This window comes from Petralouisia muris (genome assembly GCF_004793545.1).
Classification (GTDB): domain Bacteria; phylum Bacillota; class Clostridia; order Lachnospirales; family Lachnospiraceae; genus Petralouisia; species Petralouisia muris.
This window is the reverse complement of the sequence record NZ_SRYA01000028.1, coordinates 15,309-39,664: the sequence shown is the minus strand read 5'-3', so window position 1 is coordinate 39,664 and position 24,356 is coordinate 15,309. Positions and strand designations below refer to the sequence as shown.

Below are 24,356 nucleotides of genomic sequence, written 5' to 3'. Positions count from 1 at the left end.
ATCCGTAAAGAATACAGAAAGTATAGCATAAAAGGGGCTGCAGGGAAAGGGAATTTCATAAAAAATTCATAAATCGTTCATGGGATTAAGTATTGTGAATCAAATCATTCAGTGGTACAATATAAGAAGTTGTCCGCGTAGGCGGAATAGAATCGACGGCGGTTTTTCTGCTGAAATGAAAACAGGAGCATAGTATATGGGTATTATTAATAAAGTATTCGGGACTCACAGTGAACGGGAGCTGAAGAGGATTAATTCAATCATAGATAAGATCGAATCCTATCGTCCGTCATTGATGGAGCTGCCCGAGGAAGAATTGAAAGGTAAGACGAAAGAGTTCAAGAAGCGGCTGGAGGAAGGGGAGACTTTAGATGGAATTCTTCCGGAAGCTTATGCAGTGGTGCGGGAAGCGGCAAGGCGTACCCTTGGAATGGAGCATTACCGCGTGCAGTTGATCGGCGGCGTGATTCTGCATCAGGGCCGTATTGCAGAAATGAAGACTGGTGAAGGAAAAACGTTGGTATCCACCCTGCCGGCTTATCTGAATGCACTGGAAGGAAAGGGCGTCCACGTTGTTACGGTGAATGATTATCTGGCGCACCGTGATGCGGAGTGGATGGGAAAAGTGCATGAATTTCTCGGTTTGACAGTAGGCGTCGTACTGAATTCTATGGATAATGATGAACGGCGGGAAGCCTATAGCTGTGATATTACTTATGTCACCAACAACGAATTGGGGTTTGATTACCTTCGTGACAATATGGTGATTTATAAGGAACAGCTGGTGCAGCGTGATTTGAATTATGCGATTATTGACGAGGTTGACTCCGTATTAATTGATGAGGCCCGGACCCCATTGATTATTTCTGGTCAGAGCGGGAAGTCTACCAGTCTCTATGAAGCCTGCGATATTCTTGCAAGACAGCTGGTCCGCGGAGAGGATATGCCTGAATTTTCCAAGATGGACGCTCTAATGGGAGTGGAGCAGGAGGAAACCGGCGACTTTATTGTGAGTGAAAAAGATAAAGTAGTGAATCTGACTGCAGAAGGCGTGAAGAAGGTAGAGAATTTTTTCCATATTGAAAATCTTGCTGATGCGGAAAATCTGGAGATTCAGCATAATGTAATTCTTGCTCTTCGCGCCCATAATCTGATGTTCCGGGATCAGGATTATGTAGTGCAGGACGAGAAAGTGCTGATTGTAGATGAATTTACCGGACGTATTATGCCGGGCAGACGATATTCCGATGGTCTTCATCAGGCGATTGAGGCAAAAGAGCATGTTAAGGTAAAACGGGAAAGCCGGACTCTTGCCAATATCACGTTCCAGAATTTCTTTAATAAATATGCTAAGAAAGCAGGTATGACTGGTACTGCCTTGACAGAAGAGAAAGAGTTTAGGGATATTTACGGAATGGACGTTATTGAGATTCCCACTAATATGCCGGTCATCCGGAAAGATTTGCAGGATGCGGTGTATAAGACCAAAAAGGAGAAATTCCATGCAGTTGTGGAAGAAATTGAGAAAGCCCATGCCAAGGGACAGCCGGTTCTGGTGGGAACGATTACCATTGAAACGTCTGAATTAATCAGCGGAATGCTGAAGCGCCGGGGAATCCAGCATAAAGTACTGAATGCGAAGTTCCATGAACTGGAAGCTGAGATCGTGGCAGAGGCAGGGCAGCACGGAGCCGTTACTATCGCCACCAATATGGCAGGTCGCGGTACGGATATTAAGCTGGATGAGGACGCCAAGGCAGCCGGGGGGCTGAAAATTATCGGTACGGAGCGTCATGAATCCAGACGTATTGACAATCAGCTCCGGGGGCGTTCCGGTCGTCAGGGCGATCCGGGAGAATCTCAGTTTTTCATTTCTCTGGAGGATGATCTGATGCGCCTGTTTGGTTCGGAGAAGCTGATGGGTATGTTTAATGCTTTGGGCGTGCCGGAGAATGAGCAGATTCAGCATAAGATGCTTACCAGCGCTATTGAGAAGGCCCAGATGAAGATTGAGAGCAATAACTTTGGAATCCGTAAGAATTTGCTGGAATATGATCAGGTAATGAACGAACAGAGAGAAATTATTTACGCAGAACGCCGCCGTGTGCTGGATGGAGAAAGTATGCGTGATGTCATTTATAAAATGATTACAGATCGGGTAGAGAATACGGTGGATACCTGTATTTCAGCAGATCAGGACAGCGGAGAATGGGATTTGAAAGAACTGAACCAGCTTTTGATTCCGATTATCCCGTTAAAGCCGGTTGCACCGCAGGACGTGAAAGGAATTTCATCCAATGAACTAAAGCATAGCCTGAAGGAACAGGCAGTGAAAGCCTATGAGATGAAGGAAGCGGAATTTCCGGAGCCTGAGGCAGTGCGGGAGCTGGAGCGCATGGTGCTTTTGAAAGTAATTGACCGAAAATGGATGGATCATATTGACGATATGGACCAGCTGCGGCAGGGAATCGGCCTGCAGGCTTATGGACAGAGAGATCCTCTGGTGGAGTATAAGATGAGCGGTTATGATATGTTTGACGGCATGATTGCTAATATTCAGGAGGATACGGTGCGATTGCTGTTCCATGTAAGAATTGAGCAGAAGGTAGAGCGTGAACAGGTGGCGAAGGTAACGGGAACCAACCGTGATGATTCTTTACAGAAAGGCCCTAAGAAACGTGCCTCCGCCAAAGTGTACCCCAATGATCCCTGTCCATGCGGAAGTGGTAAGAAATATAAGCAATGCTGTGGCAGAAAATAGAAATCTAAGGGATACTCAAATGATTTGCCGTTCCTCTTAAATCTTATAGTGAGAACGACGAATCATTTGGCTCACGGAGATTACAAAACGGCTGCTGTATTAAGGCAAATGGATACAGGATATGGTAGGAACGAAAAGGAATTTCTTCATATCCTGCCATACATTTCCTTAATACGGCAGCCATTTCATATTTGTATAGAAGTTCATAAAGAGAAATTCTTGATTTGTTCCAGTAATTCCAGATCTGACTGGGAAATCTTCAGATTAGAACAATAAGTTTTTCCTTCCGGCGTGGTGACGCTGATTTCTATAATGGTATTCTCTTTCACGCCTTCAGCGGTAACTGCCTTCATGAATTTGGGAAGCTTGGGGTGGTTCGCGGTGAATTTCTGCCATGCTCCCATGAACTGAAAAATTTGCGTGGGATTCATTCCTGCCATAATAATTTGTCCTTTCTGAAATTAATTTTGAAATGTTTTTGGGCATTGGCGTTCTTTCCGGTTTGTTTTCTTTTCGGCCAGTCTGGTATATGGGCAGACCTGACCAAACAGTAAACACATTATAGCACACTTTCCAGGAAAAAGAACAGATTCTTTTCATTTCTCTGTCAGGTATGGTATAATAGCAATGATCATCTTAAAAAGTCGGCGGGGTTACGGAAAGGAGAATAAATATGTATAAATTTACAGAGGATTGTCTGACGGGAATAGAGCAGATTGATAAAGAACATGAAAAGCTCTTTGAATTGATTAACAGGACCATGCAGCTGCTGAACAATAAGTTGATGGAGGACAAATATCATCAGGTGCGGGAGGTAATGGAAGAGCTGAAGAGGTATGCAGACACTCATTTTGCCAATGAGGAGGCGTATATGGCGGCTATCAACGATCCGGAGCTGGAGCTGCAGAAGAAACAGCACGCTGCATTTCGGGAGAAGATTAATGTGATGGATTTTTCTAATATTGATGAACTAACAAACCAGCATGAGATGCTGGAGGAATTGCTGCAGTATCTGGTGCGCTGGCTGTATCAGCACATTTTGAGCAGCGATATTCTGATTGGGAAAATGCCTTCTTTGGAAGAGTGGAAAGAGAACGGAAATCCCTGTGCGTTTACAGAAAAATATATGACAGGAATTCCTTTGATTGACGGAGAGCATGAGACATTGTTTGAAATTATCGGGGATGCAGACAAGCTGGTGAAGGCGGAGCTTCTGCATGATAAGTATGATGAGATCGTGGGAATTTTGGAGAAACTGAAAAATTATACCAGTGAACATTTTCAGGATGAAGAAGAGTTTATGGAAAGTATTCAGTATTCGGGGATTGGAGCGCAGAAGATGGCCCATCAGGCATTTATATCCAAGCTGGAAGAGATAGATTTAGATCAGGTTGATCAAAATCAGCAGGAATATCTGGAAGAACTGGTAGAATTTCTGTTTGGCTGGCTTTCTAACCATATTCTGAAATCAGATAAACTGATTGCAGAATCTTTGTATATAGATATAGAACGGAATGCGTAAATTTTAATTCAGGGAGCATTTCTGCCGGACGGCGGATAGAGGATAAGAATTTTAAGAAGGAGGAAAGAGTTATGCAGACAGTAGCATTTGGGCAGAATCAAAAGGGGGAGGAAACATCACTGTACATATTTGAGAATGCAAATCATGGAGTGATGAAAGTGTCAGATCATGGCGCAACCTTGGTATCTTTATTGGTGCCGGATAAAGAGGGGACGATACGGGATGTGGTGCTGGGATATGACGAGGCGTCAGAATATGAGAAACATACTTGCTATTTCGGCGCGACTGTGGGAAGAAACGGTAACCGTATTGATAACGCCAGATTTGTGATAGAAGGGAAAGAGTACAAGCTGACTCCCAATGAAAGTGAACACAATCTGCACAGCGGCCCCAATGGCTTTGAAAGAGTTTTATGGGAAGTTAAGGGACATACGGAAAACAGCATTACATTTTATCATTTAAGCAAAGAGGAAGAGCAGGGATTTCCAGGTGATTTGGAAGTGGAGGTTACCTATACCCTGACAGAGGATAATGCAGTGGAAATTTCTTATCAGGGAAAAGCGGATAAGACAACGGTTATGAATTTTACCAATCATTCCTACTTTAATCTGGGCGGCCATGACAGCGGAACGGTTGAGAAACAGAAGCTGCAGATTCTGGCTGACAGCTATAATCCGGTAAAAGATCGGAAATCCATTCCTACCGGGGAAATTGCGCCGGTAGAGGGAACGCCGATGGACTTCCGAAAGATGAAAGCAATTGGACAGGATATAGAGGCGGATTTTGAACAGCTGAAATTTACCGGCGGATATGATCACAATTATGTGCTCAGTGAAACGTCAGGAGAGATGAAGGTAATGGCAAGGGCTTTCTGTGAAGAGACCGGAATTGCCATGGAAGCTTCTACGGAGTGCTGCGGCGTACAGCTTTATGCAGGAAACTTTATTGGAGATCAGACCGGAAAGGGAGGGGCAGCTTACTGCAGCAGATGCGGATTCTGTCTGGAATCCCAGTTCTATCCCAATGCGGTGAATCAGGAGAATTTTCCCTCTCCGGTTGTGAAGGCGGGAGAGATTTTCACAACGAAAACGGTTTATCGTTTTTATACGGAATAGAAGGAAACAGTTATGAAAGAGAATCAATTGTCTGATGATTTTACTCAGGGAAATATTGCAGGAAAGCTATTGAAATTCATGATTCCCATTCTGGGAGCCCTGATTTTGCAGGCAATGTACGGAGCGGTAGACCTTCTGGTGGTGGGACAGTTTGGAACCGACGCCGGTATTTCGGCAGTGTCCACAGGAAGCAATATTATTAATCTTGTCACATTTGTGATTGCCGGATTGACCATGGGGGTGACGGTTTTAATCAGCCGCTATCTGGGAGAGCAGGCCATGGAGAAAATTGGAAAAGTAATTGGCGGAGCCATTGCCTTCTTTTTTCTGCTGACGGCGGTTCTGATGGCGCTGCTGTTGCTGTTTGCGCCCAATTTTGCCGGATGGCTGAATGCTCCTCAGGAGGCATATGATTTAACCGTAACTTATGTGCGTATTTGCGGAGCAGGGCTGGCGTTTGTAGTAGCCTACAATGTAATCAGTGGGATTTTTCGGGGACTTGGCAATTCAAGACTGCCGCTGATTTTCGTTGCCATTGCCTGTGGGGTGAATATTCTGGGAGATTTGCTGTTTGTGGCAGTTCTTGGGATGAATGTGGCGGGGGCTGCCCTTGCCACGATCCTTGCCCAGTTTGTCAGTGTGGTAATGTCCCTGGTGATTATCCGGCGTCAGCAGCTTCCTTTTTCTGTGTCGGGAAAAGATATTGGGTTTCATCCTGAAATTAAAACATTCCTGAGGCTGGGATTTCCAATTGCGCTGCAGGATATGCTGGTGAATATTTCCTTCCTGATTTTGTGTGCTATAGTAAACGGAATTGGTCTGGAGGCTTCTTCCGGATATGGAATTGCTCAGAAAGTGACGGCCTTTGTTATGCTGATCCCATCTTCTCTGATGCAGTCTATGTCGGCGTTTGTAGCTCAGAATGTAGGAGCCGGCAAAGAGGAACGGGCGAAAAAAGCAATGCTGGCAGGAATGGCGATTGGCGCATGCATCGGCGTTTTTATTTTCGCATTCAGCTTCTTCCGGGGCGATTTGCCTTCGGCTTTGTTTACATCAGATTCAGGCTATATTGCCAAATCTGCAGAATATCTGAAGGGATTCAGTCCGGAAGCAATTCTGACCTGTCTGGTATTCAGCTATATTGGATATTTTAACGGCCATGGGAAAACCATGCCGGTGATGGTGCAGGGAATTACTTCATCCTTTCTGGTGCGTGTGCCCTTGTCCTATCTGTTCAGCATTCAGCCAGGAGCAAATCTGGTTACCATAGGGCTTGCAGTGCCCATTACCTCTGTCTATGGCATTTTGTTTTTCACGGTGTGTTATGTGAAATTCCAACGGGAACTGAGTGGATAGCCATGTGATAGCCGACAGATTTTCATGATTCAGGAAGAATGGCAGAGGATTTGCCGAATAAGTATGTTCTTTCGAAATAAGTGCAAATTTTATTTTGGCAGAAAAGGAGCGGGACTAATCTCTGAATGTTCAGAGGGGTCCCGCTCCTTTTCTGCGTCCTTTCTTTTCAGGGAAAAGATCCTTTATTTATTGCTTCTTCTCCAGATATGCATTTTCTCAGCCTCTTCAATCAGTTCATCCCTGAAGTCAGGATGTGCCACCGAGATGATCGCTTCGCATTTCTGCCAGGTGGATAGTCCTTTCAGATTTACCTTCCCGTATTCGGTTACAAGATAATGGATGTTGGCGCGGGTATCTGTCACGACAGAGCCCGGATGCAGGGTGGGAAGGATTCTGGATTTTAATTGGCCGTCCTTTGTTTTGAAAGTGGAGGAACAGCAGATAAAGCTCTTGCCGCCGTTGGAAAGGTATGCGCCCAGCACAAAGTCCAGTTGTCCGCCTGCGCCGCTGATATGCTTAATGCCGGAGGACTCAGAGCTTACCTGTCCGAACAGGTCAATGTCTACCGCATTGTTGATGGACATAAAATTATCCAGTGCGGAGATGGAACGGATATCGTTGGTGTAGCTTACCGGGGCGCTTAACAGTTCTGGATTGTCGTCCAGATAGTCATACATTTTTTTGGTTCCTGCGCCGAAAGCGTAAGCCTGGCGGTAACGGTCGATATTCTTTTTGGAACCGTTGATTTTGCCAGCTTTTGCAATATCCACAAAAGCGTCTACATACATTTCTGTGTGAACGCCCAGATCCTTCAAATCAGACTCTGCGATCAGGGAACCTACTGCATTGGGCATACCGCCGATTCCCAGCTGCAGGCAGGCGCCGTTTGGAATTTCTTCTACGATGAGCTTGGCTACGGCTTTGTCCACGTCTGTGGCTGGTCCGCCGGCTCCCAGTTCACCAATAGGCGGATTCTCGCCTTCCACGATGAAATCCACATCGGAAATGTGTACGCCGTTTTCAAATCCGCCCAGGCAGCGAGGCATATTTTCATTGACTTCCACGATAATCTTTGCAGATGTTTCGCAGACTGCAGCCAGATGGGAAGCGTTTGGCCCAAAGTTGAAGAATCCGTGCTTGTCCATTGGTGCAACCTGGAGCATGGCAACATTATTTTTATCTGACAAATCTCTGTAATAGCGGGGCAGTTCCGAATAACGGATAGGCGTATAGTAAGCGCATCCTCTGTTGATCATTTTGCGTTCGATTCCGGACATATGCCAGGAATTCCAGGTGAAATGTTCCCCGGCGTCTTCACGTTCAAAAATTGCCAGGGGTTTTAGGAGAATTCCGCCGCGAAGATTGATATCCTTCAGCTCATCTGTGCGTTCTGCCAGCGCCCGATCCAGCGCATCCACCGTGCCGTTGCACCATCCGTAATCTATCCAGTCACCGGATTTGACAATTTTAACAGCTTCTTCAGCGGTTACAAGCTTCTGCTCATATTCCTGTGTGTAATCCATGGTTAAAACCTCCCTGAGATAATAGTGAATAAATGAATTGATAAGTAGTAAAGATTGAATTGTTATACCTGTAAGTATAAAATTTTAACATATGTTCATCTTAGCATTTTTCCTGACAGGGGTCAATACATGGCTGCACATATTATAGGCTGCTTTTAAAAAATAAATTATTGTGAAAATAGTTATGGCTGAATTGATGTTTTTGTATTATAATTAAAAATAAATCGGTTTGTAGATGGAGGATGAGCGGATGGGAGAGGAAAGATACAAGTACAGAAATAAAGACGAACGGTATAAGAAAATGAACCGTTTTAACCTGATAACAATCACGGCCGCTTTAGTGATAATTCTGTCGTATCTTTGGATGAAATTATTGGCAGGCAATATCAGCAGGTCAACGGTGCTGGGCAATACGGTGGTGATTTTTCTTTCAGTGATTGCAAATCTGGTGATTTACAGCAGAAATCAGGCGGGAACGCAGCTGAGACTGATGATTACCATTGAAATCGGTTTTGAATTTCTGATGCTGGCAGCCCAGACAGACGCCAAATTTATTGATGTTACTTTAATTGGCATGCTTGCCATTGCAATACCTTATTATGATAAGAGGTTCTGTAAGAGACTTGCGGTTACTTACGCAGTCCTCTATGCGCTGGAGGGGACAATCCGGGCAGTAAAAGGCATTTTGGTATTGGATGTGGATTCCGTATGCATGACGGTGATTTGTTACAGCATTTTCATTATCCTGGCGAGAGTGGGAAGCATTTCTCAGGATTTCAGTGATCACGCCCAGGGAGCCATTGCGGAACAGAGCGGGAAACAGGCGGGAATGCTTGAGGATATCATATCCATTTCCAGGACGGTGAAGGAGGAGTCAGATAAGAGCACGGGACTGGTGAATGAACTGGTGGATTCTACCCGGACCGTTTCCCGCAGTATGCAGGAAATTTCGGACGCCGCCAATACAACGGCAGAGAATATATCGGAACAGAGCATTATGACCCAGAGCATTCAGGAATCTATTGAAGAAACCAGAAGCCGTTCCGGACAGATGGTGGATATTGCCAGGGAGTCTAATGTCAGCATTCAGGAAAACATGCAGATTATGGAGAAGCTGAAGGTGCATTCTGCCCAGATTGCAGCCACCAATGAGCAGGTGACGGATTCCATGGGCAAGCTGCAGAATAAGACCAGGTCTGTGGAAGAAATTGCTGGAATGATTCTGGATATCTCTGGCCAGACGAACCTGCTGGCGCTGAATGCATCCATCGAAAGCGCCCGGGCAGGAGAAGCAGGACGCGGATTTGCAGTGGTGGCGGAACAGATCCGGCAGCTTTCAGAGCAGACCAAGGCTTCCATGGAAGATATTACCAGAATTGTAAATGAACTGAACGAGAACGCTGATGAAGTGGTGCGTTCTGTGAAAAGCTCTGTTGGGGCCACAGCCAATCAGAATGAGATGATCCGCACTGCAGCAGACAGCTTTGAAAAGCTGGATCATAATATTGCGGAATTGATTACGGATATCCGGGAAATTGATGACAGAATTGGCAATCTTTCAGACTCCAACAATAGAATCGTAGAGAATATTGCCCATTTGTCAGCGACTACCGAAGAGGTAACGGCCAGTGCGGAGCAGGCAAATCTGCTGAGTGAAAAGAATATGGAATATGCCCAGCAGACCAAAGAGACTATCGGCCTGATTAAAGACACTACGGCAGGAATGGAACAGTACATATAGAAGGTCACTATCCGGTGAAACGGATTGACATACATCTTAAATTATAAACACATAAAGGAGAAGAAGTTATGAGATATCAGGTAATTGGCGACACTATGCCGGCAGTAGAAGTTGTATTTGATGCAGCAGGAGAGACCATGTATACCCAGTCCGGCGGAATGGCATGGATGTCAGAAGGGGTGTCTATGGACTCTAATATGAGGGGAGGCCTTGGGAAAAGCATTGGAAGAATGTTTTCCGGAGAATCCTTGTTTATGGCTACTTATAAAGCAGAACGTCCCGGCAGTATGATTGCTTTTGCCTCTACTGTGGCAGGAGAAGTTCTTCCTGTGGACGTGGGAGTAAGCGGAGGCATTATTTGCCAGAAAGGCGCTTTTCTGTGCGCAGAAGAAACCGTGAACCTGAGCGTTGCCCTTACAAAGAAGATGTCAGCAGGTTTCTTTGGCGGTGAAGGATTTATCCTGCAGGATATTTCCGGCAAGGGAATGGTTTTTCTGGAAATTGATGGAAATAAAGTGGAAAAACAGCTTGCGCCGGGAGAAGTAATTAAAGTGGACACAGGAAATGTGGTTGCTTTCGAGAAAACCGTAAAATATGAAGTGGAGACAGTAAAAGGTTTAAAGAATATTTTCTTCGGCGGTGAGGGATTGTTCCTGACAAAGCTGACTGGTCCGGGCAGAGTGGTGCTGCAGACTCAGAACTTTAACGAATTTGCCGGAAGGATTGCCCGTATGATCCCGGGAAAATAACAGAATTATACAGTGACAGCCCTCCTGTTTTCCCTTCTCTGCTGGATAAAAACAGAGAAAGGAAAACAGGAGACAAAAATTGACAAAATATATTGAATAAAAAAATTAAAAAAGGGTATTGACATTTTTTTGATTTTCAGGTAGAATAATATCGTTGTTGGAAAACAGCAGGCCCAGTTAGCTCAGTTGGTAGAGCAGAGGACTGAAAATCCTCGTGTCTCTGGTTCGATTCCGGAACTGGGCATTGTGACTGACAGATTGAGTGTGCGGGTGTAGTTCAATGGTAGAACACTAGCCTTCCAAGCTAGATACGTGGGTTCGATTCCCATCACCCGCTTCTGCGATAGTGGCGTAGTTGGTAACGCGCGACCTTGCCAAGGTCGAGACCGCGGGTTCGAGCCCCGTCTATCGCTCTGAGAGAAGCTTTCGGTAATCCGAAAGCTTTTTTTGATTAATAAAGATACAAATGCGTTTCACTATTCCACTTTTCCCGGAAATATGATAAAATATGGCCTGAGGGCTAGAGCGTTTTGAAAAATACTCTTGCAGAAGGGGACCTGTTGGGGACGGAAGGAGAAGTAGATGAAGCTTTTAAGGTTGCATTTAGCAGAAGTGACAGTTGCAGTTCTCTTTGTGATATTAGTGCTCTGCTTTTTTAGAATAGAGGAAGAAGGGAAAGAAAATACTGGAAATATTCCCTATAATGATAATTGGATCTGTATGATAGAAGAAGAAAGCAGAGTATATCAGCAGCTTCCGGAGCGGATTGAAATGCCGGAAGGCAAAGAAGAGATTGTGCTGAGGAAGGAGTTGGGGGAAGAAGTTTACAATATCAGCTCTGTTGGCTTTTATACTTCTCATCAGGAAGTGGTTGTATTTGTGGGGGAAGAGCTGATTTACAGAAAGGAAATCCCTGAGCTTGTAAAAAGTAAAACGCCGGGGAACTGCTGGAATTTTATTCCGATACAGGAAAGCTATCGGGGGAAAACGCTGGAAATTCACATCAGGAACTGTTATGATTACAATTATGTAAAAATACCGAATTTCCTGTACGGCCATCAGTCTTCGATTGCAGTGCAGCAATTGGAAGCAAATGCATTGTCCCTGCTGGCTGGAATCAGTATGTTGGTGGTGGGACTGCTGCTTGTAATCAGTTGGGGAGCAATTGGAAAGAAAATGCATTTTCATGAAGGAATTCTGTGGCTGGGGCTTTTTACCGTGTATTTTGCAATATGGTCTACCATGGAGACCCAGATGCCGGCGCTGATATTTGGACGGGAGCTTTTGTGCAGCCAGATAACCTTTATGAGTTTGAAGCTGATGGCGCTGCCTGTGGTATCTTTTATACAGGTGGTATATCAGATGAAGGGCAATCGGTTGTGGACGCTGTTTGCCTGGTTGGGAATTCTGGATTTTACAGTAAGCTTCACGGGGCAGTTTTTTGGCTGGTTTGATTACCGGGAGAGTATTTGGTTTACGCATTTTCTGGGAGTTGCCATAATTCTTGCAGCGCTGGTATACGGCGGTAAGAATTTTATTGAAAAAAGGCGGGAGATTTTTAGCCAGGGGCGCAAGGTATATCGGAATGTCATTGGCGTCTGCCTGTTGGCTGTATGTCTGCTGATGGATGCGATAAATTATTACCACGGATTTTATGAGGATGTGGCGACCTTGTCCAGAATCGGCTGCCTGCTGTTTATTCTTATTCTGACAGCAGATTTTCTGGAAGATTCCATGGAGTTGATTGAGGCGGGAAAACAGGCGGAAACATTGAAGGAGGAAGCGGAGCGGGATGGGCTTACCATGCTGAAAAACCGCAGGATTTTTGAAATTGATTTAATCGGGGTTCCCGAAGAACAATTAAAAAAATATGCAATTGTCATGTTTGATTTGAATAACCTGAAACGAATGAACGATGAGTACGGACACCATATGGGAGACTATTATATTATTTCGGCAAGTGAAATTATTCAGGATGTATTCGGCTCCCGGGGTGAGATATATCGGATTGGCGGAGATGAGTTCTGCCTGATCTCTGCCGGGCTTACCAAACAGGATTATGCAGAAGGGGCAGAGCGGATGAGCAGCTGGATGGCAAGCCTGAAGGGCGCTCATGTGGATGGGCTGATGCAGATTGCTTCCGGCTTTGCAGCGTTTAACCGGAATACAGACAGGAATTTGCTGGATACTATGGAACGGGCCGATCAGGAAATGTATCAATGCAAAAGGAAACAGAAAGCACAGAACATGTAGGGAGGAGGTTATTAGAGAATGCGTTATGTACCTATCACAAAGGTAGAAGAAGGAATGAGCCTGGGGCAGAACATATACAATGGAGAAGGCAAGGTTTTGCTGGAGCAGGGGACAATACTGTCTAAGGAAGATGTGCGGCAGCTGTTTGCCCTGGGAATGTCGGGAATTTATGCGGAGGACGACATTAGCTGGGATTTGAAGGTTCCCAGGCTGATTAGCCCGGATCTGGAGCGGGAGGCGCTGGAACTGGTGCATAGCCTGTTTCAGCAAGAAAGCATTCGGGAGATAGCGCAGGAGGATATTCAGGAAACAGTAAAGAAGATTACCCGTCAGGTTCTTGCAGGCAGAGATAAGATGCATCATATGATTAATGTAAGGGCGGCGGATGACTATACTTTTTTCCACTCGGTAAATGTGGCGGTGCTGTCTGTCATGCTGGGAGTGAAAACCGGGAATCTGGATCTGGAACAGTTGAATCAGTTGGCGGCTTCGGCTCTTTTGCATGATGTGGGAAAATGCTATGTGGAAGCGGATGTGCTGAATGCAAAGCGCACACTGACAGAGGAAGAGCGGATTCTTGTGGTGCAGCATCCGAAGCTGAGCTATGATTTTCTAATGGAGCATTATGATTTTTCACCGGAAATCTGTGACGGGGTTTTGGAACATCATGAATGGTATAATGGATGCGGGTATCCCATGCGTAAGTCAGGGTATGAGATTTCTTATTTTGCCAGAATTATCAAGGTGGCAGATGTATTTGACGCATTGACCTCTAAATTGCCTTATCATGATCCCATTTCTCCTTCTGGCGCGGTGGATTACATTTTGGCCAATATTGGTTCAGAGTTTGATCCGGATCTGGCGGAATTGTTTACCGGGAAAATCGCAATTTATCCGGCAGGGTGTGAAGTGACCCTTTCTGATGGCAGAAATGCCCTGGTGGTGGAGAGCGATCCGGAATCCGTGCTTCGGCCAAAGGTTATGACGCTTCCCGATGGAGAGATGCTTGATTTGAAATCCGAAAAAGATCTGGCGGTATTGGAATTATTTGTATAACAGGAAGTGAGAGTGTGACAGGACAGAAGGAAACGATAGATCTTCTGCTGGCAGAAAGTTTTAAGGAACTTGCATGCCGGCAGCCCATTGAGAAAATTACAATTAAGGCTATAACAGATAAAGCGGGCGTGATACGTCCGACCTTTTATAACCATTTTCAGGATAAATATGAATTGTTAGAGTGGATTATCCGGGTTCAGATTTTAGAACCAACCAAGCCGCTGATTCAGGCGGGGATGGTGGATGAGGCTTTTCTGCTGGTTTTTACATCGGTGAAAAAGGAAAAAGAATTCTATGAGAAAGCGGTTCGGCTGGAAGGGCAGAATTCCTTTGAGAATATTATCAGAAACTGTATCGGGGATGCCTTTCTGGAAGTGATCCAGAGCAGGAAGCCTACCCTTCATAAACGGCATCCCTGGCTGACGCCGGAGCATATTGCCCTGTTTTACGCTCAGGCCATGTCTTTTGTGGTGATACACTGGATCAAAAGCGGTATGGAGGTGGAACCCAGGGAGATTACAGATATTTATAATTATATGATTACACGCTCCATGACTCAGGTGATTGAGGAATTATAATTTCGATACAAAAAACTGCATTTGTTTTTCAAAAACTACAGATCCGCCAAAATGTATATTTGAAAAATACAGAGGGAAAAGATTGAATATGTATTTATTCAGTCTTTTTTTTTATACTCTTAGTGAAGTTAAATATGTGAAACAACAATGTAAGAAAGAGGAGCGCGAGGGAAAATATGATTAAATTTGGAAAAGGAGTCGTAAAGTTAAGAGTACCGATTTTTATTATCAGCTTACTGCTTTTGATTCCGGCAGCAATCGGTATGATAACCACCAGAGTAAATTATGATATTCTGACGTATCTGCCCGGGGACATTGAAACCATGATCGGGCAGGATATCCTGGTAGAGGATTTTGGAACCGGAGCCTTTTCTATGTGCGTGATAGAAGGCATGGAAAATAAGGATGTGTCAGAACTGAAAAAAAAGATTGAGGAAGTGGAGCATGTCAAAGCGGTTGTTTGGTATGATTCCATTGCAGACCTGTCAATGCCCATGGAATTTCTTCCGGAAAATCTGGTAGATCAATTCAATTCCGGCGACAGTACACTGATGGCTGTTTTGTTTCGGACTTCCATGTCTTCCGATGAAACGATGGACGCCATAGAAGAAATTCGCAGCCTTGCCGATAAACAGTGCTTTGTCAGCGGCATGTCAGCCATTGTAACGGATACCAAGAACCTGTCGAATCAGGAGACGCCGATTTATGTATTGATTGCAGTTGCGCTGTCTTCTCTGGTATTGGCGTTAACCATGGATTCTTTTTTGGCTCCGGTGTTCTTCCTGTTAAGTATCGGAATGGCGATTCTTTACAATCTTGGAAGCAATATTTTTCTGGGTGAGATATCTTATGTGACAAAAGCCCTGAGCGCGGTGCTTCAGCTGGGCGTCACCATGGACTATTCTATTTTCTTGTGGCACAGCTATGAGGAAAACCAGGAGCGGTATCCGCAGGATAAGAACCGGGCCATGGCCTATGCAGTATCCAATACCCTGACCTCTGTAGTGGCAAGTTCCATTACAACAGTGGCGGGATTTGTGGCATTGTGCTTTATGAGTTTTACACTGGGGATGGACCTTGGCGTTGTGATGGCAAAGGGTGTGGTATTCGGAGTAATTGGATGTGTTACCATATTGCCTTCTATGATATTGATTTTTGATAAAGCCATTGAAAAGACAAAGCACAGGCCGGTGATACCGGATTTGGGAGGCATCGGTAATTTCGTCACAAAGCGTTTTCCCATATTTATTGCAGTGTTTTTGTTAGTTCTGGGGCCTGCAATTTACGGGTATACCCATACAAGCGTGTACTATGACCTGGCAGGAACATTGCCGAAAAATTTGCTGAGCGTGCAGGCCAATGCCAAACTGGAGGAAAATTACAACATGAATTCCACCCATATGGTGCTGGCGGACAGCAATTTGTCCAGCAAAGACGCTTCTGCAATGATTAAAGAAATGAAAGAGACAGACGGAGTAAAAACCGTTATGGGTCTGGACTCCATTGTGGGCTCCGCTGTTCCTAAGGAAATGATACCGGACGATATCAAGGAAGCGCTGATGAACGACGACTATCAGCTGATGCTGGTAAGTTCTGAGTATTCTGTGGCGTCAGATGAAGTAAACGCCCAGATAGATGCGTTAAACAGGATTATCAAAAAGTATGATAAAAACGCCATGCTGATCGGCGAGGCGCCCTGCACGAAAGATTTGATTACCATTACAGATAAGGATTTTAAGACGGTAAGCGTGGTTTCCATCGGAGCAATTTTTCTGATTATCCTGTTGGTATTTAAATCAATTTCATTGCCGGTGATTCTAGTGGCGGTGATTGAATTTGCAATTTTCATCAATATGGGAATTCCGGCCTATACGGGAACAACGCTTCCCTTTATTGCATCTATTGTAATCGGAACCATTCAGTTAGGGGCAACGGTAGACTATGCAATTTTAATGACAAACCGGTACAAAAAGGAAAGAAACCGAGGGGAAGATAAGAAAACATCCGTTACAATTGCCCTTTCCACATCGGTGCAGTCTGTGTTTGTCAGCGCATTAAGTTTCTTTGCAGCCACTTTTGGAGTTGGCATGTACTCCAACATTGACATGATCAGTTCGCTGTGTATCTTAATGGCGCGAGGAGCTTTGATTAGTATGTTTGTGGTAATCTTTATTTTACCGGCTATGTTCATGGTATTTGACAGGGTTATCTGCAAAACCAGCATGGGATTCGGCTTAAAGAAAAAAGAATCTGCAGCAGCCGTAAAAACAGTATAATAACAGGATTGGAAAATACAGGAGGCAGGAAAAGCATGAAAAATCTGGAATTAAAAAAAGTATTTAAAAATAAATATATCATCCGTGTGGCAGCAGGCGCAGTTACCATTGCAGTGCTGGGCACCAGCGCAGGCGTCAGTTCATACACTGTAAAGGCGGAAAAGAGCTCTTCTGTTCAGGAATCTCAGAAGGAAGATTCCGAAGTGGAAGAAGCCAAAGAGACACTGGAAAAAGCATTAACTTCCGGTACAGAGGATCGGGAAGCCGGAAAGGAAGAAACGGTGTATATTGTGGCAAATCCTGACGGCAGCGCTAAGAATGTGATTGTCAGCGAATGGTTGAAAAATGAAGACGGGGCAGCCGTCATTGAGGACGCTTCTGATTTGAAGGACATTGAAAATGTAAAAGGCGATGAAACCTTTACCCAAAACGGTGATCAGCTTACCTGGCAGGCGGAAGGCAAAGATATTTATTATCAGGGAACTACAGACAGGGAGCTTCCGGTTACGGAAAAAGTAACGTATTTCATGGACGGCAAAGAACTGACGCCGGAGGAAATGGCAGGAAAGAGCGGAAAAGCAACCATCCGTTTTGACTATACCAATCATGAAAAGACCACGCAGGTAATAGACGGCAAAGAGCATGAGGTTTATGTGCCTTTTACTGTGATGACAGGCATGATTCTGCCGGAGGATTACACTAATGTGGAGGTTGCCAATGGAAAAGTAATTTCCGATGGAGATAAAAAAATTGTTGTAGGCATGGCGATGCCTGGCCTGAAAGAGAGCCTTGGAATTGAAGAGGGAGATTTGGAGGAAGATCTGGAAATTCCGGAGTATGTGGAAGTGACTGCAGATGTGGAGAATTTTTCGCTGGAAATGAGTATGTCCATTATTATGAACGACTTGGTAAGCGAAGCAAATCTGGCAGACAGCTTTGATTTGAGCAGTCTGGATGAGGAGATGGATACGCTGACGGATGCATCGGAGCAGTTGTTAGACGGCACAGAAGAATTGTCAAAGGGGCTGGGAACCTTAAAGGACAGCATGAAAGAATTTGCTTCTGGCGTAGGAACCTTGAAGGACGGCATTACAAATTATACCAACGGCGCATCCCAGTTAAATGATGGAATCAGCACATTGGCAAATTCTTCCGGCGCATTGACGGAAGGAGTGGGAACATTAAATGACAGTGCGGCAACTTTGAATCAGGGCGTGGCAGAACTGGATAAAACACTGAAAGCCAAAATGACAAAAGAAGAGAAAAATTCTCTGATCAAGCAGGCAGACGACGCCATTGACAGTACCTTTAACAATGCCGAGAGCGGAACGGAGGCTATTAAGAACCAGGCGTCCGCAGTATTTTACAACAGTCTGGCAAACAATGACGGGGCTAAGGCCCAGGTAGCGGCAGGGCTGAACGCTTATACGGAAGGAGTTCTGAATCAGGTATTAAGCCAGGCGTTCGCTGCGGCAGTGCCGGAGATGGCGAAAAACCAGAAGATGGTGGAGAATGCTCCTGCAGCAATTCAGCAGGCGCTGGGCCAGGTGGCGGAAGGAGTGGAAGCCGGAACCCAGAGTGCAACGGCAGACGCAGCGGCTTTGGCTATCTCAGCCGCATTGTCGGAAAACCTGGTTCCGACTCTGAATGCGTTGGCTGCAGCGGGTCAGCCTTTGAATGAAGAGGTGATCAATGGGGTGATTCAGGAGGTTTGCGCCCAGGTAGCTGCAGGCGTAAAACAGAATCAGCAGATACATGACGGGGTTTTAGGCCAGGTGGACACTCAGGGAGCGGCAGCCCAGACTATGGCTCAGTTAGAAAGCGCTGTCAATGCCGGATTACAGTCAGAGGAAGGCAAAGCCCAGGTACAGCAGACGATAAATGCCCAGGTACAGCAGGCAGTTGCCGCAGCTATGGGCAATGAAGCTCTCAAGGCAAGCATGAATGACGTAGCATCCCAGATTGTGGCAGGCATTGCTGACGGAGCTAAGGATACCGTAGGCGCAGCCGTTGCAGATACTGCGAAAACCGCAGCTAAGACAGCGGCGGAATCGGCAACTTTAACTGCAGTTTCTGCTACAAAATCACAGATTTCCCAGGCAATCAATGCCAAAAGTGAAAGCGGCCACAGCCTGGTATCCGGGATGCAGGCGCTGAGCGATGGGACACGGACCATGAACAACAGTATTCCGGCGCTGACCGCAGGAATTTCACAGTTAACCAATGGAGCGGCAACGCTTGTTTCCAATAATGGCGCGCTGGTAGAGGGCGCAGGCAAGCTTTCCGGCGCAACCACGCAGCTTGAGGAAGGCGTAGATAAGCTGGCAGAAGGCTCTGTGAAACTGATGGATGGCATGGTTCAGTTTGATGAGGAAGGGATTCAGAAATTACTGGATGCTTATAATGGTGATATCAAGGAACTTTTAAGTAAATTGGAAGCCGTGGTAGAGGCAGGAAAGGAATACCAGACATTTACCAGGGTTGCAGAAGGAACGAAAGGCTCGGTAAAATTCATTCTCCGTACAGAAGCAATCAAAGCTGAGGATACGGAAGAAGAATAACGAGTTAAGCTAAAGGCGCAGGGGTAACGTTATGAATATTGCGGAAGAATTGATGATTATATTAGGCATATCTTTGGATATCTTTGCAGTGATGGAGTGTCAGGGCTCACTGGTTGCCAAAATAGAGAGGAAACAATTGCTGACGTTTTGCGGTATTCTGGCGGCCGGTCAGGGATTGGCTTTGGGAATCGGCAAATTCATTTCTACACTTCTGCGCCAAAGCGTGGCAGAGGGGGATGAAATTTTTCTGGGGCAGGTGGTTGCAGCGGCAATTTTTCTGTGCCAGGGCATGCGCTTCTTTCTGAAAGCATGGCAGAATGAGCGGATTGTGGAACGCCGGGAGGAAAAGGTTGATGTGGCAGAATTTATAAAACTCTATGCTAGAACCAGCATTTTTACATTGCTGACCGGAATTGCCTTTGGTTTTCTGGAAAGCAGTATGTGGATGCTTCTGGCCTTGATTATGGTTCTGACGGTTCTGGTTACGGTCTTTGGGATGTACACCGGCTATCGGCTGGGATTTGAGCATAAGATGAAAGCATATCTGGCGGGAGGGGCGCTGCTGGTGGCAGGAGGGATAGACGTTATCTGTATTCATATAGGGAAGTTTATTTTCTGATAATTATTTGCAATTTATTGTAATCTAACCGGGTATCATATATAATGAAAGAAGAGAAAGAAAGTGGAAAGCGTGAATTCACAAGAGAATATGTAGGATCAGCAATCGCCAGAGAGGACCAAAGAGTTAGATTATGAATAAAAATATTGCATACGTAAGTATAACGGAATGGAACCAAAAAGTCATGCGTTGGATCTGGATCAGCATAGGGCTTGTTATTTTTATACAACTCCTGTTGTATCTGTTTTATCAGCCAGTTCCGGAATGCAGCAAAAGAGAATATCTGGATATTTTTGTTTTAAGGCCCAGTATTATGATTGTGATGTATGCAGGCTGTATGGAACTGATTTTCCGTTTCTTTGGAGAGGCGTTGGGGGAATATGTGACGACTATCCTGTTTCTCCTGATTCAGTTTCTGTTGTTGGGAACCGTGGTGGCAGTGCACAGCTCGGTTCCCTTTATGTGTATGATATTGACTTATCCGGTGATTTTTGCCAATGTCTACCGGGAGAAAATATTCCGTTATGCGGCGCTTATCATCTGCATTCTGGTGTATGCAGGCATTCGATACGGCGTCATTCCCTCTACGGAATTTTACCCTGATAACAGCAGGGAAGTGTATCTGGTGATTTTTGTGGGATTTACAATCGCTGCATTTTCTTTCAGCAAAGTACTGACTTCGGTAGTTGTAAATTTTGAAAAAGAAAATCAGAAGATTTATGAGGAAAACAAGAAGGTTCATGAGGAAAATCAAAAGATTTATGAAGAAAAGGAAAAGATACTGGAAATTTCTCAGAGAGATTCTATGACAGGACTGTACAATCACAAAATCTTTTACGACAAGCTGGAGGAGTATCTGCAGCTGTGCAGTGAGGAATATCATCTGTCCCTGATTATTATAGATATTGATAATTTTAAACGGATCAACGATACCTTCGGACATGCGATGGGGGATAATGTCATTTTGAAAATTGTGTCTGTTATCAGGAACAATGTAGATGACAAAGATATTGCAGCCCGGTACGGCGGAGAGGAATTCGGCCTGATTCTGGTGGGGAAAACGGAGATGGAAGCCTATAATGTGGCAGAGAGAATACGGCGGGAGGTGGAAGCGGCATCAGTAGAAGGGGTTACGGGGAATATTACTATTTCTCTGGGTATGCTGGAAGTAAAGCCGGGGGATAAAAATGGAATTCTGCTGTTTAAGGAGGTGGATTCTGCTTTGTATGAGGCAAAGCGGACAGGGAAAAATAAAACCGTCTGCCGGGGCTGGAGAAAAGGAGACGACAATGAGTACAGTTACCAGAATTTCAGCAGCAGCCAGTAATGTGAAGGGCCTGTAAGGGACTGCCTGGCCTACGGAACCGTTCTGAAAGCGCCGCATGCTGCAGGCGGGATTGGTTATTCCCGAATATGCTCCAGGCCCTGAGCGATAATGGTAAGCACGTGGGAATCCAAAAGAGAATAGTAAATGGTTTTTCCATCCCTGCGGTTTTTCACCAGCCGGCTCTGCTTTAAGATGCTGAGCTGGTGGGAAATGGCACTTTGGGACATTCCCAGTTCATCTGCAATATCATACACGCATTTTTCTTTGTCCACCAGAGCGTACATAATCTGAAGCCGGGTGGGAGTTCCGAATATCTTAAATAATTCTGCAAGCTTTTCAAATTCATTCTGATTCATGGAAATTCCTTCTTTTTGTCCTTATTTTATTGAGGTTAATATGGAAATTCGTATATAAAAAAAAATAACATAGAAGAGGAAGGCTGTCAAAAGAATTATGAAAAACTTTAAATTAGACAGTTTGGCATTTTTGTTGGATTGCGGATTGTATCATGGATGTGATATAATCTAAAAAGAGATATTGGAGAAAAACAGAGGTTATGGTGAAATTTTCAAACAGATATTTTACCGGGAATGAGACAGGAGGATTTATATGGCAAGCAAAATATATCAATGTATGCAGAAAATCGGGGAGGATATCATTGCAAACAAGGAGTTTTTAACAGATTTGGATTCTGCAATCGGAGACGCTGATCACGGCATTAATATGGCAAGAGGATTTACAGAAGTGCTGCAGCAGCTTCCGCAGGAGGAAGAGGATATCAGTGTGATTTTGAAGAAAACGGGAATGGTGCTGCTGTCAAAGGTAGGCGGCGCTTCCGGGCCTCTATACGGAACGGCTTATATGAAAGCAGCCGGCGCCGTAACAGGCAAGAAGGAAATTACTCTGGAAGATGGCAAGAATATAATGGAAGCCGTAATCGGGGGCATTAAGATGCGCGGTAAGGCGGAACGCGGAGAGAAAACCATGCTGGATGCATTAGAGCCGGCAATGGAAGCGCTGAACAAAGGCGTAGAGGCAGGAGAAAGTGTGGAAGACTGCCTGACCCATATGTGCGAGGCGGCAAAGGAAGGGGTGGAATATACCAAGACCATCCGGGCAACCAAGGGACGCGCCAGCTATCTGGGAGAACGCAGTATCGGTCATCAGGACCCGGGCGCAACATCTTCTCTCATTACAATGGAAGCAATTCGCGCATTTTATCTGGAAAATATAAAGTGAGGAAATTATGGTAGGGTTATTGATTGTATCCCACAGTAAGAAAGCGGCGGAAGGAATTTTCGAGCTGGCAGTTCAGATGGCGGGAAAGGACCACCGGGTAGTTGCAGTGGGAGGTATGGAAGACGGAAGTATCGGAACAGACGCTATGCGTATCCGTCAGGGAATTATGGATGCCAATGACGGGGAGGGCGTTGTGATTCTGGCAGATTTGGGAAGCGGCATTTTAAGTTCCCAGGTGGCAATTGATTTGCTGGAGGAAGAGATTGAAGTGGTAATTGCAGATGCACCGATTCTGGAAGGGGCGGTTGGCGCAGCCGTACAGGCGGCAATCGGCGGAACTCTGGCAGAAGTGGCAGAGGCGGCAGAAGAGGCAAAACAGCTTTCCAAGCTGATATAGTTAGGGATGTCAGAGGTAAAGCCTGACAGGGATTTTGCTTATTACACATAAATGAAGCATATGGAGAAGGAGGAATTTACTTTGAAAAAAATGATCAACAAACCAGATGATGTAGTGGAAGAAATGTTACAGGGGATGGTAGCGGCACATCCGGAATATGTGAAAAGAGTAGATGGATGCGATGTGGTGGTAAGAGCAGGCGGCTCACAGGGGAAGGTTGCACTGGTCAGCGGCGGCGGAAGCGGACATGAACCGGCTCACGGCGGATATGTTGGCAAAGGCATGCTGGATGCAGCAGTAGCAGGAGCTATGTTTACCTCACCCACGCCGGATCAGGTATATGAAGCAATCAAGGCATGCGACGGCGGCAAGGGCGTTCTTCTGGTAATCAAGAATTATACCGGTGATGTTATGAACTTCGAGATGGCAGCAGATATGGCAGCGGACGAGGGCATTGAAGTAGAGAAAGTGGTAGTGAATGATGATGTTGCAGTGGAGAACAGCACATGGACTACCGGAAGAAGAGGAATTGCAGGCACTATTTTTGTACATAAGATTGCAGGCGCATGTGCAGAAGCAGGAGGAGATTTACAAGCTGTTAAGGCTGTTGCAGAGAAGGTAATTGCCAATGTGCGCACTATGGGTATGGCAATCGCACCCTGCACCGTTCCGGCAGCTGGCAAACCAAGCTTTGAACTGGGCGAGAATGAAGTGGAAATCGGAATGGGAATCCATGGAGAGCCGGGAACGCACAGAGAAGAAATCCACACAGTCAGCGAGACAACGGATACACTGTTAGAGAAGATTTTTGCAGAAGATCTCTATCATGAAGGCGATGAAGTTGCAGTTATGGTGAATGGACTTGGCGGAACGCCTCTGCAGGAATTGTATCTTGCGAATCTGAGAGTATCCCAGGTATTGGCAGAGAAGAAGATCAATGTTGCAAAGACATTGGTAGGCAACTTCATGACTTCCATTGACATGGCAGGATATTCTGTAACCTTATTGAAACTGGATGATGAATTGAAGAAATATCTGGCTGCTCCGGCAGACACGCCTGCATTTGTACAGGTATAAACAGAGCAGGTTGAGCGGGAGCTTGAAAGAACTGTTTTGTTGAGAAAATATCATACAGGATATGGGAGGTTTTTCGTCTGGAAACTGCCATATCCTGTATTTTTATCTTATAGGAAAGACCGTGTTCGGCGCACAAAGTGTTCAACCCCTGGGAATTGAGGGGAAGGGGAGGTGATGTGGGCTTGCCCTGCAGCAGAATTGGCGTT

The 24,356-nt window shown here is 45.4% G+C and carries 19 protein-coding genes and 3 tRNA genes; 19 read left to right on the top strand and 3 right to left on the bottom strand.

The features are described 5' to 3' along the window. Nucleotides 1-196 precede the first annotated feature (196 nt). The gene (gene secA, locus E5329_RS14555) at nt 197-2,761 is read left to right on the top strand and encodes a preprotein translocase subunit SecA (protein ID WP_135990235.1); all 2,565 of its coding nucleotides are present in this window, start codon (nt 197-199) and stop codon (nt 2,759-2,761) included. A gap of 203 nt (nt 2,762-2,964) precedes the next feature. On the opposite strand, the gene E5329_RS14550 is transcribed toward secA, so the two are convergent. Beyond that, a complete protein-coding gene (locus E5329_RS14550) occupies nt 2,965-3,201 on the bottom strand; it encodes a hypothetical protein (protein WP_135990234.1) in 237 nt (78 codons plus the stop codon). Nucleotides 3,202-3,434: 233 nt separating this feature from the next. Here E5329_RS14550 and E5329_RS14545 point away from each other — a divergent pair, with 233 nt between their 5' ends. The 3 genes from E5329_RS14545 (at nt 3,435) to E5329_RS14535 (ending at nt 6,754) form a co-directional block, all read left to right on the top strand. After that, nucleotides 3,435-4,283 (top strand): hemerythrin family protein, encoded by an 849-nt coding sequence (locus tag E5329_RS14545; protein WP_135990233.1) that lies wholly within the window; start codon nt 3,435-3,437, stop codon nt 4,281-4,283. A gap of 71 nt (nt 4,284-4,354) precedes the next feature. Then, nucleotides 4,355-5,398: an aldose epimerase family protein gene (locus E5329_RS14540; protein WP_135990232.1), complete on the top strand. Its 1,044-nt coding sequence runs from the start codon at nt 4,355-4,357 to the stop codon at nt 5,396-5,398. Nucleotides 5,399-5,410: 12 nt separating this feature from the next. Further along, on the top strand, nt 5,411-6,754 hold the full coding sequence (locus E5329_RS14535; protein WP_135990231.1) for an MATE family efflux transporter: 1,344 nt from the start codon (nt 5,411-5,413) through the stop codon (nt 6,752-6,754). 182 nt (nt 6,755-6,936) lie between these two features. On the opposite strand, the gene E5329_RS14530 is transcribed toward E5329_RS14535, so the two are convergent. After that, a complete protein-coding gene (locus E5329_RS14530) occupies nt 6,937-8,277 on the bottom strand; it encodes a butyryl-CoA:acetate CoA-transferase (protein WP_135990230.1) in 1,341 nt (446 codons plus the stop codon). Nucleotides 8,278-8,527: 250 nt separating this feature from the next. Here E5329_RS14530 and E5329_RS14525 point away from each other — a divergent pair, with 250 nt between their 5' ends. The 12 genes from E5329_RS14525 (at nt 8,528) to E5329_RS14470 (ending at nt 21,437) form a co-directional block, all read left to right on the top strand. Next, nucleotides 8,528-10,018, top strand: a complete 1,491-nt coding sequence (locus E5329_RS14525; protein WP_275443297.1) for a methyl-accepting chemotaxis protein — start codon at nt 8,528-8,530, stop codon at nt 10,016-10,018. Between the two features lie 68 nt (nt 10,019-10,086). Then, nucleotides 10,087-10,767, top strand: a complete 681-nt coding sequence (locus E5329_RS14520; protein ID WP_135990228.1) for a TIGR00266 family protein — start codon at nt 10,087-10,089, stop codon at nt 10,765-10,767. Between the two features lie 171 nt (nt 10,768-10,938). Continuing rightward, nucleotides 10,939-11,011: transfer RNA gene (locus E5329_RS14515), tRNA-Phe, on the top strand. Between the two features lie 22 nt (nt 11,012-11,033). Beyond that, nucleotides 11,034-11,104, top strand: a tRNA-Gly gene (locus E5329_RS14510). 3 nt (nt 11,105-11,107) lie between these two features. Further along, nucleotides 11,108-11,180, top strand: a tRNA-Gly gene (locus tag E5329_RS14505). A gap of 169 nt (nt 11,181-11,349) precedes the next feature. Next, nucleotides 11,350-13,020, top strand: a complete 1,671-nt coding sequence (locus E5329_RS14500; protein WP_135990227.1) for a GGDEF domain-containing protein — start codon at nt 11,350-11,352, stop codon at nt 13,018-13,020. 18 nt (nt 13,021-13,038) lie between these two features. Further along, on the top strand, nt 13,039-14,076 hold the full coding sequence (locus tag E5329_RS14495; RefSeq protein WP_135990226.1) for an HD-GYP domain-containing protein: 1,038 nt from the start codon (nt 13,039-13,041) through the stop codon (nt 14,074-14,076). Nucleotides 14,077-14,090: 14 nt separating this feature from the next. Further along, nucleotides 14,091-14,654 (top strand): TetR/AcrR family transcriptional regulator C-terminal domain-containing protein, encoded by a 564-nt coding sequence (locus E5329_RS14490; RefSeq protein WP_135990225.1) that lies wholly within the window; start codon nt 14,091-14,093, stop codon nt 14,652-14,654. Nucleotides 14,655-14,830: 176 nt separating this feature from the next. After that, entirely contained in the window at nt 14,831-16,930 is a 2,100-nt protein-coding gene (locus E5329_RS14485) for an efflux RND transporter permease subunit (RefSeq protein WP_135990224.1), read from the top strand. Between the two features lie 35 nt (nt 16,931-16,965). Then, a complete protein-coding gene (locus tag E5329_RS14480; protein ID WP_135990223.1) occupies nt 16,966-19,491 on the top strand; it encodes a lipocalin/fatty-acid binding family protein in 2,526 nt (841 codons plus the stop codon). A gap of 31 nt (nt 19,492-19,522) precedes the next feature. Beyond that, entirely contained in the window at nt 19,523-20,110 is a 588-nt protein-coding gene (locus E5329_RS14475) for a manganese efflux pump MntP (RefSeq protein WP_135990222.1), read from the top strand. Between the two features lie 133 nt (nt 20,111-20,243). Beyond that, nucleotides 20,244-21,437 (top strand): GGDEF domain-containing protein, encoded by a 1,194-nt coding sequence (locus tag E5329_RS14470; protein ID WP_135990221.1) that lies wholly within the window; start codon nt 20,244-20,246, stop codon nt 21,435-21,437. A gap of 74 nt (nt 21,438-21,511) precedes the next feature. Here the strand turns inward: E5329_RS14470 and E5329_RS14465 are convergent, their stop codons facing one another. Beyond that, a complete protein-coding gene (locus E5329_RS14465; protein ID WP_135990220.1) occupies nt 21,512-21,793 on the bottom strand; it encodes an ArsR/SmtB family transcription factor in 282 nt (93 codons plus the stop codon). A gap of 253 nt (nt 21,794-22,046) precedes the next feature. Between E5329_RS14465 and dhaL the strand changes: the two genes are divergently transcribed. The 3 genes from dhaL (at nt 22,047) to dhaK (ending at nt 24,150) form a co-directional block, all read left to right on the top strand. Continuing rightward, on the top strand, nt 22,047-22,676 hold the full coding sequence (gene dhaL, locus E5329_RS14460) for a dihydroxyacetone kinase subunit DhaL (protein WP_135990219.1): 630 nt from the start codon (nt 22,047-22,049) through the stop codon (nt 22,674-22,676). 7 nt (nt 22,677-22,683) lie between these two features. Beyond that, nucleotides 22,684-23,073: a dihydroxyacetone kinase phosphoryl donor subunit DhaM gene (dhaM, locus tag E5329_RS14455; RefSeq protein WP_135990218.1), complete on the top strand. Its 390-nt coding sequence runs from the start codon at nt 22,684-22,686 to the stop codon at nt 23,071-23,073. An 81-nt stretch (nt 23,074-23,154) separates the two neighbouring features. Then, nucleotides 23,155-24,150 carry a dihydroxyacetone kinase subunit DhaK gene (gene dhaK / locus E5329_RS14450; protein WP_135990217.1) on the top strand — a complete coding sequence of 332 codons (996 nt, stop codon included), beginning with the start codon at nt 23,155-23,157 and terminating at the stop codon, nt 24,148-24,150. Nucleotides 24,151-24,356 lie beyond the last annotated feature (206 nt).

Bases quoted from the DNA above. Each gene is read 5' to 3' on its own strand.
- secA (WP_135990235.1), top strand. From the start codon at position 197: ATGGGTATTATTAATAAAGTATTCGGGACTCACAGTGAACGGGAGCTG.
- E5329_RS14550 (WP_135990234.1), bottom strand. From the start codon at position 3,201: ATGGCAGGAATGAATCCCACGCAAATTTTTCAGTTCATGGGAGCATGG.
- E5329_RS14545 (WP_135990233.1), top strand. From the start codon at position 3,435: ATGTATAAATTTACAGAGGATTGTCTGACGGGAATAGAGCAGATTGAT.
- E5329_RS14540 (WP_135990232.1), top strand. From the start codon at position 4,355: ATGCAGACAGTAGCATTTGGGCAGAATCAAAAGGGGGAGGAAACATCA.
- E5329_RS14535 (WP_135990231.1), top strand. From the start codon at position 5,411: ATGAAAGAGAATCAATTGTCTGATGATTTTACTCAGGGAAATATTGCA.
- E5329_RS14530 (WP_135990230.1), bottom strand. From the start codon at position 8,277: ATGGATTACACACAGGAATATGAGCAGAAGCTTGTAACCGCTGAAGAA.
- E5329_RS14525 (WP_275443297.1), top strand. From the start codon at position 8,528: ATGGGAGAGGAAAGATACAAGTACAGAAATAAAGACGAACGGTATAAG.
- E5329_RS14520 (WP_135990228.1), top strand. From the start codon at position 10,087: ATGAGATATCAGGTAATTGGCGACACTATGCCGGCAGTAGAAGTTGTA.
- E5329_RS14500 (WP_135990227.1), top strand. From the start codon at position 11,350: ATGAAGCTTTTAAGGTTGCATTTAGCAGAAGTGACAGTTGCAGTTCTC.
- E5329_RS14495 (WP_135990226.1), top strand. From the start codon at position 13,039: ATGCGTTATGTACCTATCACAAAGGTAGAAGAAGGAATGAGCCTGGGG.
- E5329_RS14485 (WP_135990224.1), top strand. From the start codon at position 14,831: ATGATTAAATTTGGAAAAGGAGTCGTAAAGTTAAGAGTACCGATTTTT.
- E5329_RS14480 (WP_135990223.1), top strand. From the start codon at position 16,966: ATGAAAAATCTGGAATTAAAAAAAGTATTTAAAAATAAATATATCATC.
- E5329_RS14475 (WP_135990222.1), top strand. From the start codon at position 19,523: ATGAATATTGCGGAAGAATTGATGATTATATTAGGCATATCTTTGGAT.
- E5329_RS14470 (WP_135990221.1), top strand. From the start codon at position 20,244: ATGAATAAAAATATTGCATACGTAAGTATAACGGAATGGAACCAAAAA.
- E5329_RS14465 (WP_135990220.1), bottom strand. From the start codon at position 21,793: ATGAATCAGAATGAATTTGAAAAGCTTGCAGAATTATTTAAGATATTC.
- dhaL (WP_135990219.1), top strand. From the start codon at position 22,047: ATGGCAAGCAAAATATATCAATGTATGCAGAAAATCGGGGAGGATATC.
- dhaM (WP_135990218.1), top strand. From the start codon at position 22,684: ATGGTAGGGTTATTGATTGTATCCCACAGTAAGAAAGCGGCGGAAGGA.